Raw genomic sequence first — 15,185 nt, 5'->3', positions numbered from 1 at the left:
CGACGCGTGCCAGCGGGTCGAGTCGTACACTGGTCGGTCCAGTGCAGGCCGGTCGCCTTTTCCTCCGGAAACGGTGACCGGCCTTCTCGTCCCTCGTGGAAGGTGTGCCGCATGACAAGTACGGTCTCCGCGTCCTTGACCCGTATGGCCGACGGCGCCGCCCTTCAGGCCGTCTTTCTCGACATGGACGGCACCCTGGTCGACACCGAGGGGTTCTGGTGGGACGCCGAAGTCGAGGTCTTCGCCGATCTCGGTCACCGGCTGGACGAGGCGTGGAAGAAGGTGGTCGTCGGCGGCCCGATGACCCGCAGCGCCGGCTACCTGATCGATGTCACCGGCGCGGACATCACGCTCCCCGAGCTGACCGTGCTGCTCAACGACCGCTTCGAGGCGCGTATCGGCCGCGGTGTACCGCTGATGCCGGGCGCCGCCCGGCTGCTCGCCGAACTGGCGGCCCACGAGGTGCCGACCGCCCTGGTCTCCGCCTCGCACCGGCGCATCATCGACCGGGTGCTGGACTCGGTCGGGCACCACCATTTCTCGCTCACCGTCGCAGGCGACGAGGTCTCCCGGACGAAGCCGCACCCGGAGCCCTATCTCACCGCGGCCTCGGGCTTCGGGGCGGCCCCGGAGCGCTGCGCGGTCATCGAGGACACCGCGACCGGTGTCGCCGCGGCGGAGGCCGCCGGCTGCCGGGTCGTCGCCGTGCCGTCCGTGGCGCCGATCGCGCCCGCCGCCGGCCGGGTCGTCGTGGGCTCCCTCGAAGAAGTCGATCTCGCATTTCTCCGGGGACTGGTCACTGGAGTGCATTGATGCGTATACCGAGAGTATTTCTGTGAATAAACAGCAAAACTCTCGCCACTGCGATGTGCGCATTTCGTCGTACGTGCGTGTGCGTAAGTCGGGGCCATGCCAAAGGTGAGAAATGGCTCGGGCGTGAGTTTTATCACGCACCGGGCTCTTGGGGCGTTTCAAGATCGACCCATCTGTCCGTTTTGATCCACCGATCTGTCCTGATTCCTGGAGTCCTGTGCGGAACGTTCCCCGCTCGGGAAATCGGCTCGAAGACCATTCCCCTCGTCATTCGATTACGCATCGCAGAGCATCCGTCCGGCTTTACCGGCGGCGCCTACTAATGTCGTTTTCTCAATGGCCGGATGAGGGAGAACGTCCAAGATGAACCGCAAGACTCTGGTGCTGCCGGCCGTCGTCGGCCTGCTCGCGCCCGTACTCGCCGCCTGCGGCGGGACGGACAGCGGGAGCGATGGCAGGGCCGCCATCGTTGTCGGCACCACGGACCAGTTCGTCGCCACCGAGGACAACCCCGCGCCGCTCGACCCCGCCATAGGCTACGAAGCAGGCGTCTGGAACGTCCTGCGACAGACCGTGCAGACCCTGACGCACGTGCCGCGGGGCGGCGGCGAGCCCGTCCCCGAGGCCGCCAAGAGCTGCACCTTCACCGACCGGGAGAACGAGAGCTACCGCTGCAAGCTGCGCAGCGGCCTCACGTTTGCCGACGGCACAGCCGTCACCGCTGAGGACGTCAAGTACTCCATCAACCGGGTCATCGACATCAAGTCCGACAGCGGCCCCGTCGGTCTGCTCGCCAACATCGACACGATCGAGACGCGCGGTGACAACGAAGTCATCTTCCACCTGAGCACGCCGGACGCGACCTTCCCGTACAAGCTCGCCACCCCGGCCGCCGGCATCGTGCAGAAGAGCAAGTACCCGGCGAGGTCCCCGCGCAGCGGCTTCCAGGTCGACGGCTCCGGTCCGTACACGATGAAGCCGGAGGTCAGGAACGACCAGGTCGTCAAGGTCGTCTTCACCAAGAACCCGCGCTACAAGGGCGATCTGAAGGTCCTCAACGACAAGGTCGAGCTGGACCTCTTCCCCGACTCCAAGGCGATGGGCAAGGCGCTCGACACCCAGAAGATCGACATGATGACCCGCACCATGTCTCCCGGGCAGGCTCAGCAGATGCTGGAGCAGCCGAAGGACGGCATCAAGCTCACCGAGATGCCCGGCCTCTCCATCAGCTACCTCGCCTTCGACACCACCGACCCCGCGGTGAAGAACAGGGCCGTCCGGCAGGCCATCGCCCAGGTCGTCGACCGAGGCCAGATCGCCGGTCAGGTCTACGGCGCCACCGCCGAGCCGCTCTACTCGCTCATCCCGTCCAGCATCACCGGACACTCCAACTCGTTCTACAACAAGTACGGCGAGCCCAGCACCACCAAGGCCGCCGCCATCCTGCAGGCCGCCGGCATCCAGACACCGGTGAAATTCACCCTGCACTACACGACCGACCACTACGGGCCCGCCACCGCCACCGAGTTCAAGGCGCTGAAGAAGCAGCTCAACGCCAGCGGGCTGTTCGACGTCGACGTCAAGGGCACCCCCTGGGCGAAGTACCGTCCCGCCCAGAAGCGCGGCGACTACGCCGTCTACGGCATGGGCTGGTTCCCCGACTTCCCGGACCCGGACAACTACACGGCGCCGTTCCTCGACAAGAACAACTTCCTCAACTCGCCGTACAAGTCCGCACCGGCCCAGAACACGCTGATCCCGCAGTCCCGCCGGGAGGAAGACCGGGCCTCGGCCGGCAAGACCTTCCGGAAGCTCCAGGACATCGTCGCCACCGACGTTCCCGTACTCCCGATCTGGCAGGGCAAGCAGTACGTCGCCTCCCGCGACGGCCTCACCGGCGTCGAGTGGTCGGTCAATTCCTCGGCCGACCTGCAGCTCTGGGAGCTCCGCCGCAGCGCCGTCTGAATTACGGTGCCACCCCGGCGCCCCGACCCGGCCGCACCGGCCGGGTCACTGGGCGCCGGGGCGCACCAGCCCGCTCTCGTACGCGTACACCGCGGCCTGCACCCGGTCGCGCAGCCCCAGCTTCGTCAGCACATGGCCCACATGCGTCTTGACCGTCGTCTCGCTGACGAACAGGTCGGCGGCGATCTCCGCATTCGACAGGCCGCGCGCCACCAGCTTCAACACCTCCACCTCACGCTCCGTCAGCGTGTGCAGCGTGTCCGGCACGGCGTCCTCGCCCGACGGCAGATGGTCCGCGTACTTGTCCAGCAGCCTGCGCGTGATGCTCGGGGCGAGCATCGCCTCGCCCGCCGCGACCACCCGGATCGCCTGCACCAGCTCATTGGCAGGAGCATCCTTCAGCAGAAAGCCGCTGGCACCGGCGCGCAATGCCTCCACCACGTACTCGTCGAGATCGAACGTGGTCAGCACCAGCACCTTCGCCGGACCGTCCCGTCCCGGCCCGGTGATCTGACGCGTCGCTTCGACGCCGTCCATCCGCGGCATGCGGATGTCCATCAGCACCACATCGGGCTGCAGCGCACGCACCTGATCGATGGCCTGGAGGCCGTCACCGGCCTCACCCACCACCGCAAGATCTCCCTCGGCCTCCAGAATCATCCGGAAGCCGGTGCGCAGCAGCGGCTGGTCGTCGACCAGTAGGACGCGGATTGCCACCAGATCTCCTCAAGGTCCTTCGACGGCCGCCGGCCGGCCGGTCTCGGCCCGGACCGGGCCCATTGTGCCCTGGACACCCTGCCCTGACTCCGCCGGCCGTACCGACAGCGGGTATACCGGGGGAGTCCCGCCGAATTCCGGACAGACCGCCTGGTGGTCGCACCAGCCACAGAGCTTCGTCGGCCGCGGCCGCCACTCGCCCGTCTCCGTGGCCAGCCGGATCGCCTCCCACAGGGCCAGCAGCTTGCGCTCCACCCGCTCCAGATCGGCTACGACCGGGTCGTACGTCATGACGTCGCCGCTGCCCAGATAGACCAGCTGCAGCCGCCGCGGCACCACACCCTTCAGCCGCCAGATCACCAGGGCGTAGAACTTCATCTGGAACAGGGCGCCCTCCGCATACTCAGGCCGCGGCGCCTTCCCCGTCTTGTAGTCCACGATCCGGACCTCGCCCGTCGGCGCCACATCGATCCGGTCGATCACCCCGCGCAGCCGCAGCCCCGACTCCAGCTCCGTCTCGACGAACAGCTCCCGCTCGGCCGGCTCCAGTCGCGTCGGATCCTCCAGCGAGAACCACCGCTCCACCAGCCGCTCCGCCTCCGTCAGCCAGCGCGAGAGCCGCTCGCCCTCCGCATCGTCGGCGAACAGCTCCGACAGCTCCGGCTTCGACTCCAGCAGCCGGTCCCACTGGCCGGGGATCAACGCCGTGGCCCGGCCGGCCGTACGCTCCACCGCCGGATTGTCGAACAGCCGCTCCAGTACTGCATGGACCAGCGTGCCCCGGGTAGCCGCTTCGCTGGGCTTCTCCGGCAGCCTGTCGATGACCCGGAACCGGTACAGAAGAGGACACTGCATGAAGTCGCTCGCCCGCGACGGCGACAGGGACGAGGGCGGCTGCGGCGGCCGGGGCACGGAAGTCATGACGAAGACCCTACGACCCGCCACTGACACTCAGCGGCATACCATCGACCACAGACCCTCGCACACTGCATGATCGTGCCGAACGGCACCGACCGAAGGGACCCCGTGGACGACAGCGGCGACAGCGGCCAGCCGCAGCCCGGCGCAGGGGGAACCGACCCCGCCGCGCCCGAGAACGGCAAACCGCAACGCCCCCGAGAGCCGGGCGGCGGCCTCCTGATGGGCCGTCCTTTTGGTGTGCCGGTATACGTCGCACCCAGCTGGTTCCTCGTCGCGGCGCTCATCACCTGGGTCTTCGGCGGCCAGCTCGACCGGGTGCTGCCCGAGCTCGGCACGGCCCGCTATCTCGTCTCCCTCTTCTTCGCGATCGCCTTCTACGCCTCCGTACTCGTCCACGAGCTCGCCCACACCGTGGTCGCACTTCGCTACAAGCTCCCCGTGCGCCGCATCCAGCTGCAGTTCTTCGGCGGTGTCTCCGAGATCGAGAAGGAGTCCGAGACCCCCGGCCGCGAATTCATCCTCGCCTTCGTCGGCCCACTCCTCTCGCTGGTCCTCGCCGGCGTCTTCTACCTCGGCATGAAGTTCGTCGAACCCGGCACCGTCCCCGGTGTCCTGCTCGCCGGGCTGATGATCTCCAACCTCATCGTCGCCGCCTTCAACCTGCTGCCGGGGCTGCCGCTCGACGGCGGCCGCATGCTCCGGGCCGTCGTCTGGAAGATCACCGGACGCCCCATGAGCGGCACCGTCGCCGCGGCCTGGGTCGGTCGGGCCCTCGCCGTCAGCGTCCTCATCGGACTCCCGCTCCTCACCCAGACCGGGGGGTTCGGGAACAACACCGACGACATCAGCGGCATGGACACCGTCACCGACGCCCTGCTCGCCGCGATCCTCTGCGCCATCATCTGGACCGGGGCGGGCAACAGCCTGCGGATGGCCCGCCTGCGCGAACACCTCCCCGAGCTGCGCGCCCGCGCCCTGACCCGACGCGCCGTCCCCGTCGAGGCCGCCACCCCGCTCTCCGAGGCGCTGCGCCGGGCCAACGAGGCGGGCGCCCGCGCGCTCGTCGTCGTCGACGGGCACGGCGACCCCAAGGCCGTCGTCCGCGAGGCCGCCATCGGCTCGGTTCCCGAACACCGCCGCCCCTGGGTTGCGGTGAGCGCCCTGGCCCAGGACCTCACCGACGGCATGAAGATCTCCGTCGAGCTGTCCGGGGAGACGCTCCTGGACACGCTCAGGGCCAGCCCGGCCACCGAGTACCTCGTCCTGGAGGAGACCGGCGAGATCTACGGAGTCCTGTCCACCGCCGACGTCGAACGCGCCTTCGTCGCCGCCATGGCCCGCCCCGCAGCCTGAGCCGCTCCGGGCGGGCGGTCGGAGCCCCGGGAAACACCGGTACGCTGGTCACATGTCTGAACCGACCGGTGCCGCCCGCCGACGTGGGCCCTTCAAGGTCGGGGACCAGGTCCAGCTCACCGACCCCAAGGGACGCCACTACACCTTCACGCTCGAAGCCGGAAAGAACTTCCACACCCACAAGGGTTCTTTCCCGCACGACGAGCTGATCGGTGCGCCCGAGGGCAGTGTGGTCCGAACCACGGGTAACGTCGCCTATCTTGCGCTGCGCCCCCTGCTCCCCGACTACGTCCTGTCCATGCCCCGCGGCGCAGCCGTGGTCTACCCCAAGGACGCGGGGCAGATCCTGGCGTTCGCCGACATCTTCCCCGGCGCCCGAGTCGTGGAGGCCGGGGTCGGCTCCGGCTCGCTCTCCACCTTCCTGCTCCGCGCCATCGGCGACCAGGGCATGCTGCACTCGTACGAGCGCCGTGAGGACTTCGCCGAGATCGCCCAGCAGAACGTCGAGCGCTACTTCGGCGAACCGCACCCCGCCTGGCAGCTCACCGTCGGCGACCTCCAGGACAATCTGTCCGACACCGACGTCGACCGGGTCATCCTCGACATGCTCGCCCCCTGGGAGTGCCTGGACGCCGTCTCCAAGGCGCTCGTGCCCGGCGGAATCCTCTGCGCGTACGTCGCCACCACCACCCAGCTCGCCCGGACCGTCGAGTCCATCCGTGAGATGGGCTGCTTCGCCGAGCCGCAGCCCTGGGAATCGATGATCCGCAACTGGCACGTCGAGGGCCTGGCCGTCCGCCCGGACCACCGCATGATCGGCCACACCGGCTTCCTCGTCACCGCCCGACGCCTCGCCGACGGCGTGGAGGCCCCGCTGCGCCGCCGCCGGCCCGCCAAGGGCGCCTACGGCGAGGACTACGACGGCCCCGGCAGCCAGAGCGGCTCCTCCCGCGGCTGACCCCGCACAACGCACCGGCGCCGCCGCCGAGTTCCCGGACCGACCCGGGAACTCGGCGGCGGCGCCTTTTCGTTGCCCGCGCGGAGGCAGCCGGCACGGGACCGCCCGCCGGGAATCGGGATCCGTACCGACCCCACCGTTCCACTGCCGTGTGAGGTATGGCACGATGCTGGCCACCCCCACCTACGGCGTACGCGCCACCGGTCCCGCGTCGTCCACGGGCATCGCCGAACCACAGGAACCACAGGAGACATCCCGCGTGCAGACCTCCGAGCTCCCGGACCTCGCGCACACCGACACGACGCCGATGCACTGGCTCGCCACCGCGACCGCCATGGCCGCCGTCATCGCCGGGGCAGGCATGCTCCAGCCCGACGACGCGACCGCCTCGGCCTCGACGTCCCACCGCACGACGGCGCAGCACGGCACGGCACCCGTCGCAGCCCCCGATCCGGCCCGTGCGACCTTCCCGCTGCAGTGCGGGACGGCGGACAGCACCGTTGCCGATCAGGTCCCCGGCGACCTCGACGGCGACGGCCGCCCGGAGACCGTCGCGGTGGTCCACTGCGCGGCTGGATCCGGTACACCGCCGAGCGGCGTCTACGTCCTCACACAGGGAAGCGGGGCCGCACCCCGGATCGTTGCGACCCTGGTGGATCCCGCGCAGAAGGTGAGCGTCGACGACCTCACCGTGCGTGACGGGATCATCTCCGCCACGCTTTTCGGCTACTCCTCGGTCAACGTCCCGCGTTGCTGCCCCGACCAGAAGGAAAAGGTGACCTGGCAGTGGCGGAACGGCGCCTTCGTCCGTGCCGCGCAGAGCGAGACGGCCAGCGCCTGACCGGTCACTGCGCGTAGCGGACCGGCCGGGTCGGCCGGTTCAGGCAGCCTCGGGGCCGTAGACCTCGACCCTGTCCGAAACGCGCCGTACATGAATGCAGTCGCCGGGGCACTCCTTGGCCGAATCGACCACGTCCTGAAGCAGCGGCAGCGGAACGGGCGTCGTCGCCCCCTTGTCCTGCAGCAGCTCGTCCTCGCTGCTCTTCACATACGCCAGACCATCGATGTCCAGCTCGAACACCTCGGGTGCGTACTGCACGCAGATGCCGTCCCCGGTGCAGAGGTCCTGGTCGATCCAGACCTCCAGATCCTGCGTGTCGCTGCCGGTCGGGGCGTCCTGCTGCACAGTCATTTCTCCTGCCGTTTCCTGCGTATCCGAACCAAAAATGGCCAGCCCTGACGGGTGTTGAACGGTTCGACGATACAACCGGCCGCTTTCCGATGTTGAAGGGTGGGTATTCCCCTGGCGTGAGGGAGAGCGCAAGGGTGAAGATCGGACACGTCCCGGAGTCTTTGTGATCTAGGGGTTTCAATCACCACCCACCCAGGTAGGGTCAGGAAGCGTCCAGCTCCCCTTGGAGGAGGTGAGGACCGTGGCAGCCCACGACGACGACATCAACCGCGGCATCCGGCCCGGGCGGGGGTCTGAAGACCCAGCCGGCCAGGTCGCCTATCTCGAGCAGGAAATCGCCGTCCTGCGACGTAAGCTCGCCGACTCTCCGCGCCATACGAGGATTCTCGAAGAGCGGATCGTCGAGTTGCAGACCAACCTCGCAGGCGTCTCAGCACAGAACGAGCGGCTCGCAAATACCCTGCGCGAGGCCCGCGACCAGATCGTCGCCCTCAAGGAGGAGGTCGACCGGCTCGCACAGCCACCGGCCGGCTTCGGAGTCTTCCTGCAGGGCAACGAGGACGGTACCTGCGACATCTTCACCGGGGGCCGCAAGCTCCGGGTGAACGTCAGCCCCAGCGTCGAGCTCGACGACCTCCGGCGTGGCCAGGAAGTCATGCTCAACGAAGCGCTCAACGTGGTCGAGGCCATGGAATTCGAGCGGGCAGGGGACATCGTCACCCTCAAGGAGATCCTTGAGGACGGCGAGCGGGCTCTGGTTCTCGGGCACACCGATGAGGAGCGGGTGGTACGGCTCGCCGAACCGCTTCTCGACATCAACATCCGGCCCGGCGACGCGCTGCTGCTCGAACCCAGGTCCGGCTACGTCTACGAAGTGGTGCCGAAGAGCGAGGTCGAGGAGCTCGTCCTCGAAGAGGTTCCGGACATCGACTACGACAAGATCGGCGGCCTGGGCGACCAGATCGAGCTGATCCGGGACGCGGTCGAGCTCCCCTACCTCCACCCCGACCTCTTCAAGGAGCACGAACTGCGGCCGCCGAAGGGCATCCTGCTCTACGGGCCGCCCGGCTGCGGCAAGACTCTCATTGCCAAGGCCGTCGCCAACTCCCTGGCCAAGAAGGTCGCCGAGGTGACCGGACAGCCCGCCGGTAAGAGCTACTTCCTCAACATCAAGGGTCCTGAGCTCCTCAACAAGTACGTCGGTGAGACCGAGCGGCACATCCGCCTCGTCTTCCAGCGGGCCCGTGAGAAGGCGAGCGAGGGCACCCCCGTCATCGTCTTCTTCGACGAGATGGAATCGCTCTTCCGCACCCGCGGATCCGGCGTCAGCTCGGACGTGGAGAACACCATCGTCCCGCAGCTGCTCGCCGAGATCGACGGCGTGGAGGGGTTGGAGAACGTCATCGTGATCGGCGCCTCCAACCGCGAGGACATGATCGACCCGGCCATCCTGCGCCCCGGCCGCCTCGATGTGAAGATCAAGATCGAGCGTCCGGACGCGGAGGCTGCGAAGGACATCTTCGCGAAGTACCTCACGCCTTCCCTGCCCCTGCACGCGGACGACCTCGCCGAGCACACCGGCTCCAAGGAAGCCGCGGCGCACGCCATGATCCAGTCCGTCGTCGAGCGGATGTACACCGAGTCCGAGGAGAACCGCTTCCTCGAGGTCACGTACGCCAACGGCGACAAGGAAGTCCTGTACTTCAAGGACTTCAACTCCGGCGCGATGATCCAGAACATCGTCGACCGGGCCAAGAAGATGGCCATCAAGGCCTTCCTCGACCAGGGCCAGAAGGGCCTTCGCGTCTCCCACCTCCTCCAGGCATGCGTGGACGAGTTCAAGGAGAACGAGGACCTTCCCAACACCACCAACCCCGACGACTGGGCCAGGATCTCCGGAAAGAAGGGCGAACGGATCGTGTTCATCCGTACGCTCGTCACCGGAAAGCAGGGCGCAGACACGGGTCGCTCCATCGACACAGTGGCAAACACCGGGCAGTACCTGTAGAACGCAGACCGGCTGCGGATGCCCGGCCGGGCATCCGCAGCCGGTTGCTTTCCGGACAGCTCCCACGACACCGGAGCAATGACGTAATTGATCTCCCCACCAGCGCAGAGGCGCTCTAGGCTCTTCCGTACCGCCCAGTCGCGCAGTGCGGGGACGGGCACCGCACACGCACCGGACAAGCAGCGGTACTTGAGCGCCGATCCCGGAAGGGAACGCCGCCGGGCAAGGAGGGCCGCATGACCGTACGGCGAGTAATGGGCATCGAGACGGAGTACGGCATCTCCGTGCCCGGCCATCCCAACGCCAATGCCATGCTCACCTCGTCCCAGATCGTCAACGCCTACGCGGCGGCGATGCACCGGGCGCGACGCGCCCGCTGGGACTTCGAGGAGGAGAACCCGCTGCGAGACGCGCGAGGCTTCGACCTCGCCCGCGAGACCGCCGACTCCAGTCAGCTGACCGACGAGGACATCGGCCTCGCCAACGTCATCCTCACCAACGGAGCGCGGCTCTACGTCGACCATGCGCACCCCGAGTACAGCTCGCCGGAGATCACCAACCCGCGGGACGCCGTCCTCTGGGACAAGGCCGGCGAACGCATCATGGCGGAAGCCGCCGAACGCGCGGCTCAGCTGCCCGGCGCCCAGCCGATCCACCTCTACAAGAACAACACCGACAACAAGGGCGCCTCGTACGGCACGCACGAGAACTATCTGATGAAGCGGGAGACCCCGTTCTCCGACATCGTGCGCCACCTGACCCCGTTCTTCGTCTCCCGTCAGGTCGTCACCGGCGCCGGCCGCGTCGGCATCGGCCAGGACGGCCACGAGCACGGCTTCCAGATCAGCCAGCGGGCGGACTACTTCGAGGTCGAGGTCGGCCTGGAGACCACGCTCAAGCGCCCCATCATCAACACCCGCGACGAGCCCCACTCCGACGCCGAGAAGTACCGCCGCCTCCATGTGATCATCGGCGACGCGAACCTGTCGGAGATCTCCACCTACCTCAAGCTCGGCACCACGGCGCTCGTCCTGTCCATGATCGAGGACGGCTTCATCAATGTCGACCTCGCCGTCGACCAGCCGGTGCGCACCCTGCACCACGTCTCCCACGACCCCTCGCTGCAACATCTGATCACGCTCCGTAGCGGTCGGACGCTCACCGCGGTGCAGCTCCAGATGGAGTACTTCGAGCTCGGCCGCAAGTACGTCGAGGAGCGGTACGGGGTGGACGCCGACGAGCAGACCAAGGACGTCCTGATCCGCTGGGAGGACACCCTCAACCGGCTGGAGAACGATCCGATGAGCCTCTCCGGGGAGCTCGACTGGATCGCCAAGCGGGAGCTCATGGAGGGCTACCGCCGGCGCGACAGCCTGGACTGGGACGCGCCCCGGCTGCACCTGGTGGACCTCCAGTACGCCGACGTGAGGGCCGAGAAGGGCCTCTACAACCGCCTGGCGGCCCGCGGCAAGATGAAGCGTCTGCTGGATGAGAACGAGGTCGAGCAGGCCCGTACAAAGCCCCCGGAGGACACCAGGGCCTACTTCCGTGGGCGCTGCCTGGAACAGTACGCGGACGACGTCGCCGCCGCCTCCTGGGACTCGGTCATCTTCGATCTGCCGGGTCATGACTCGCTGCAGCGGGTGCCCACCCTGGAACCCCTCCGCGGGACCCGTAACCACGTCAAGGAGCTCCTGGACCGCTGTCGCACGGCGGAAGAGCTGGTCCGGGTGCTGTCCGGCGGCTGAAATGGCCGCGATCAGGGAATCATCGAGATGGCCCCCGTGCGTTGAGACAAGTACCGGGCCAATGTCGGACCCCGTAGGTAGGGTCTGATCAAGTGCTTCGAACCGAGCGGGGTGAGCTACATGGCGACCAAGGACACCGGCGGCGGACAGCAGAAGGCGACACGCTCCACCGAGGAGGTCGAGGAGCAGGCGCAGGACGCGCAGGCTTCGGAGGACCTCAAGGAGCGGCAGGAGAAGCTGAGCGACGATGTCGACTCGGTTCTGGACGAAATCGACGACGTCTTGGAGGAGAACGCCGAGGACTTCGTCCGTTCGTTCGTTCAGAAGGGTGGACAGTAGTTCACTCATGTGAACAAGGGGGAGTGGGGTGGTGCGCGCGGTACGGGCGAAAGGAGCCCGTACCGCGCGGCCGCAACCGGCACTTCGGACTCCGCGAGCTTCCCCCGCAGTCCATGTGGATCACCGCCACGAGACGGGTAGGGTCCGTGGCGTACTGTGCTTCAACTGCAATTCGGCCATCGGCACGTTGGGAGATGATCCTGACACCTTCCGCAGGGCCATCGCTTACCTGGAGGGAAACGCGTGGAAGCCAACACTCGTAGCACCGGGCGTCTACCAGCTGCCTTCCTGACGCCGGGATCCTCTTCGTTCATGGACTTCCTGTCCGACCAGTCGCCCGAGATGCTCCCGGGCAACCGGCATCTGCCGCCCATGCAGGGGGCCATCGAGGCGCCGCACGGGACGACCATCGTCGCCGCGACGTTCCCGGGCGGCGTGGTGCTCGCCGGTGACCGGCGGGCGACCATGGGCAACATGATCGCGCAGCGCGACATCGAGAAGGTCTTCCCGGCCGACGAGTACTCGGCGGTGGGCATCGCCGGCACGGCCGGTCTCGCGGTGGAGATGGTCAAGCTCTTCCAGCTGGAGCTGGAGCACTTCGAGAAGGTCGAGGGCGCCCAGCTCTCCCTGGAGGGCAAGGCGAACCGGCTCTCCACGATGATCCGCAGCAATCTGGCCATGGCCATGCAGGGCCTCGCCGTGGTCCCGCTCTTCGCCGGCTTCGACGTCGACCGCGAGAAGGGCCGGATCTTCTCGTACGACGTCACCGGGGGGCGGTCCGAGGAGCTCGGCTACGCGGCCACCGGCTCCGGGTCGATCTTCGCCCGTGGGTCGATGAAGAAGCTCTACCGCGAGGACCTGACGGAGCAGCAGACGCTCACCCTGGTCGTACAGGCGCTGTACGACGCCGCGGACGACGACTCGGCGACCGGCGGTCCGGACGTGGCCCGGCGGATCTATCCGATCGTCACCGTCATCACCGACGAGGGCTTCAGGAAGCTCACCGAGGCGGAATCCTCCGAGATCGCCCGGGCGATCCTGGAGCGCCGGATGGAACAGCCCGACGGCCCGCGCGCCGCGCTGCTCTGATCCCGGTTCCAGGGCCTCTTCGATGGACTCGTCACTGACAGAAAGGGACGGATAGCCGGTGTCGACGCCGTTCTATGTCTCACCTCAGCAGGCCATGGCCGACCGGGCGGAATACGCCCGGAAGGGCATCGCCCGTGGTCGCAGCCTGGTTGTGCTGCAGTACGCCGACGGCATTGTGTTCGTCGGCGAGAACCCGTCCCGTGCGCTGCACAAGTTCAGCGAGATCTATGACCGGATCGGTTTCGCCGCTGCCGGTAAGTACAACGAGTACGAGAATCTGCGCATCGGCGGTGTCCGGTACGCCGATCTGCGCGGATACACGTACGACCGTGACGATGTGACGGCCCGCGGACTGGCCAACGTCTATGCGCAGACGCTGGGCACCATTTTCTCCAGCGCGGCCGAGAAGCCGTACGAGGTGGAGCTGGTGGTCGCCGAAGTGGGCGCCAGGCCCGAGGGCGACCAGATCTACCGGCTGCCGCACGACGGCTCGATCGTGGACGAGCACGGCTCCGTCGCGGTCGGCGGCAACGCGGAGCAGATCAGTACGTTCCTGGATCAGCGCCACCGTGACGGGATGACGCTGGCCGAGGCGCTCAAGCTGGCCGTGCAGGCGCTGTCCCGTGATCCCAACGGGAGTGAGCGGGAGATCCCCGCCGAGCGTCTCGAGGTGGCGGTCCTGGACCGTACGAGGCCTCAGCAGCGGAAGTTCAAGCGGATCGTCGGGCGGCAGCTGGCGCGGCTGCTGGAGGCGGACGGTGGCTCCGCACCGACGGATGCCCCTTCCGACATCGAGGACGGTGAGGATTCCGAGTCTTCCGCGAGCACGACGGATGTCACCAAGTCCAGCGACTCCGGTGGCGACGTGGAGTCCTCGGAGAAGTAGTCCAGCGCTGTGCCTGTGCCCCGGTCCGCCGTTCCCGGTGGGCCGGGGCACAGTCATGACCGGGGCGGCGGGGGCGCGGAGGAACCGCGCACGACCAGGTGCACGGGCAGGCTCCCGGGTTCGGCCGGGCGGCCGTCCAGGACGGCCAGCAGGGCGGTCATGCCGCGCTCGCCGACCTGTTCCGCGGGGAGTCGCACGGTGGTGAGTTCGGGTTCGACCGCGGTCGCCAGGGCCAGATCGTCGAAGCCGGTGACGGAGATGTCGTCGGGGACCCGGAGCCCGAGCCGGCGGGCCGCCTTGCAGGCGCCTGCGGCGAGGATGTCGTCGTCGCAGATGATCGCGGTCGGCCGGGCGCCGGGGGCGGCCAGCGCGTGCTCCGCGGCCTCCCGGCCGGCCCGCACGTCGAGCGCTGCCGGCACGGTCCGTACGACGGCGCCCGGCACCCCCTGTACGGCGTCGTGGACGGCCCGGGCCCGGACGGCGAAGGTCCAGGAGTCGATGGCCGACGCGAGGTGGATGAATCGGCGGTGGCCGAGGTCGAGCAGATGGTCCGTCACCTGCCGCATGCCGTCGGCGATGTCGAGGTTGACGCGGGCCGCCACGCCCGTGTCCGCGGGGTCGCTGTCCAGCATGACCAGGGGCAGGTCGGCGCCGTGCAGGGCGCCGAGTGCGTCGGCGGCCATCGAGGAGGCGATGACTCCGTCGAGTGCGGCGCGGGCGGAGGCGAAGGGGTCCCGGGCCGGCCCCGTGCCGTCGGGGGAGGGGTACAGGACGACCCCGAAGCCGTGCTCGGCTGCGACCGCGGCGGCGCCGGTGTAGACGCGGGCGAAGAACTCGTTCGTGAGGGCGGGGACGACCAGCAGCGCCGTCCTGGTGCGGCCGAGGCGGAGGCTGCGGGCGGCGAGATTCGGCCGGTAGCCGAGGTCCTGGGTGGCGCTGCGGACACGCTCGGCGGTGGCCTCGGAGACCCTGCCACGCCATTTGTCGCCCAGCACGAGGGAGACGGTGGCCTGCGAGACGCCTGCGGCCCGCGCGACGTCGCGGCTGGTGGGCCGGGCCGGGGCGGGCTGTGATGCGCTGGTCACTGGGACCTCCGGACGGGTGCGGTACTGATGCGTGCGGTGAGGTGGACCTGTGGACTGGGCACATGGTACGTATGAACCTCGACGTTATACGTAAAACGTCGGGCGTCGGAA

14 protein-coding genes and 1 pseudogene are annotated in these 15,185 nt (G+C 68.2%); 11 read left to right on the top strand and 4 right to left on the bottom strand.

The features are described 5' to 3' along the window. The first annotated feature begins 111 nt into the window (after positions 1-111). Both ACWCP8_RS09375 and ACWCP8_RS09370 read left to right on the top strand, forming a co-directional pair. A complete protein-coding gene (locus tag ACWCP8_RS09375) occupies positions 112-813 on the top strand; it encodes an HAD family hydrolase (RefSeq protein ID WP_451115104.1) in 702 nt (233 codons plus the stop codon). A 363-nt stretch (positions 814-1,176) separates the two neighbouring features. Further along, entirely contained in the window at positions 1,177-2,778 is a 1,602-nt protein-coding gene (locus tag ACWCP8_RS09370; protein WP_451115103.1) for an ABC transporter substrate-binding protein, read from the top strand. 45 nt (positions 2,779-2,823) lie between these two features. Here the strand turns inward: ACWCP8_RS09370 and ACWCP8_RS09365 are convergent, their stop codons facing one another. Beyond that, entirely contained in the window at positions 2,824-3,495 is a 672-nt protein-coding gene (locus tag ACWCP8_RS09365; protein ID WP_352266042.1) for a response regulator transcription factor, read from the bottom strand. 9 nt (positions 3,496-3,504) lie between these two features. Then, positions 3,505-4,350, bottom strand: coding sequence for a RecB family exonuclease (locus tag ACWCP8_RS09360; protein WP_267008150.1), 846 nt, complete (start codon positions 4,348-4,350; stop codon positions 3,505-3,507). Positions 4,351-4,521: 171 nt separating this feature from the next. Between ACWCP8_RS09360 and ACWCP8_RS09355 the strand changes: the two genes are divergently transcribed. The 3 genes from ACWCP8_RS09355 (at position 4,522) to ACWCP8_RS09345 (ending at position 7,568) form a co-directional block, all read left to right on the top strand. Then, positions 4,522-5,769 (top strand): site-2 protease family protein, encoded by a 1,248-nt coding sequence (locus ACWCP8_RS09355; protein ID WP_352266250.1) that lies wholly within the window; start codon positions 4,522-4,524, stop codon positions 5,767-5,769. Between the two features lie 52 nt (positions 5,770-5,821). Continuing rightward, on the top strand, positions 5,822-6,727 hold the full coding sequence (locus ACWCP8_RS09350) for a tRNA (adenine-N1)-methyltransferase (RefSeq protein WP_351793904.1): 906 nt from the start codon (positions 5,822-5,824) through the stop codon (positions 6,725-6,727). Positions 6,728-6,986: 259 nt separating this feature from the next. Continuing rightward, positions 6,987-7,568, top strand: coding sequence for a hypothetical protein (locus ACWCP8_RS09345; RefSeq protein ID WP_451115339.1), 582 nt, complete (start codon positions 6,987-6,989; stop codon positions 7,566-7,568). A gap of 39 nt (positions 7,569-7,607) precedes the next feature. Here ACWCP8_RS09345 and ACWCP8_RS09340 read toward each other — a convergent pair whose 3' ends face one another. Further along, positions 7,608-7,919, bottom strand: coding sequence for a ferredoxin (locus tag ACWCP8_RS09340; protein WP_030968477.1), 312 nt, complete (start codon positions 7,917-7,919; stop codon positions 7,608-7,610). A gap of 241 nt (positions 7,920-8,160) precedes the next feature. Here ACWCP8_RS09340 and arc point away from each other — a divergent pair, with 241 nt between their 5' ends. The 6 genes and pseudogenes from arc to prcA all read left to right on the top strand — a co-directional run bounded on the left by arc (position 8,161) and on the right by prcA (position 13,989). Further along, complete coding sequence (gene arc, locus ACWCP8_RS09335) at positions 8,161-9,927, top strand: proteasome ATPase (protein ID WP_030918430.1); 1,767 nt, start codon at positions 8,161-8,163, stop codon at positions 9,925-9,927. 236 nt (positions 9,928-10,163) lie between these two features. After that, entirely contained in the window at positions 10,164-11,675 is a 1,512-nt protein-coding gene (gene dop, locus ACWCP8_RS09330) for a depupylase/deamidase Dop (RefSeq protein WP_451115100.1), read from the top strand. A gap of 120 nt (positions 11,676-11,795) precedes the next feature. Next, on the top strand, positions 11,796-12,014 hold the full coding sequence (locus ACWCP8_RS09325) for a ubiquitin-like protein Pup (RefSeq protein WP_016325855.1): 219 nt from the start codon (positions 11,796-11,798) through the stop codon (positions 12,012-12,014). 100 nt (positions 12,015-12,114) lie between these two features. Continuing rightward, positions 12,115-12,306: pseudogene (locus ACWCP8_RS09320) on the top strand (endonuclease VII domain-containing protein); the annotation flags it as partial. Further along, positions 12,258-13,103: a proteasome subunit beta gene (gene prcB, locus ACWCP8_RS09315; protein ID WP_352266045.1), complete on the top strand. Its 846-nt coding sequence runs from the start codon at positions 12,258-12,260 to the stop codon at positions 13,101-13,103. The pseudogene ACWCP8_RS09320 and the gene prcB, both read left to right, overlap by 49 nt. A gap of 58 nt (positions 13,104-13,161) precedes the next feature. Further along, the gene (gene prcA, locus ACWCP8_RS09310; RefSeq protein ID WP_352266046.1) at positions 13,162-13,989 is read left to right on the top strand and encodes a proteasome subunit alpha; all 828 of its coding nucleotides are present in this window, start codon (positions 13,162-13,164) and stop codon (positions 13,987-13,989) included. Positions 13,990-14,042: 53 nt separating this feature from the next. On the opposite strand, the gene ACWCP8_RS09305 is transcribed toward prcA, so the two are convergent. Continuing rightward, positions 14,043-15,074: a LacI family DNA-binding transcriptional regulator gene (locus tag ACWCP8_RS09305; RefSeq protein WP_352266047.1), complete on the bottom strand. Its 1,032-nt coding sequence runs from the start codon at positions 15,072-15,074 to the stop codon at positions 14,043-14,045. Between the last annotated feature and the right edge of the window lie 111 nt (positions 15,075-15,185).

It is taken from the genome of Streptomyces sp. NPDC002206, assembly GCF_053593595.1.
Note: the sequence above shows the minus strand (reverse complement) of the source record. Positions and strands in the feature narration are given on the sequence as shown.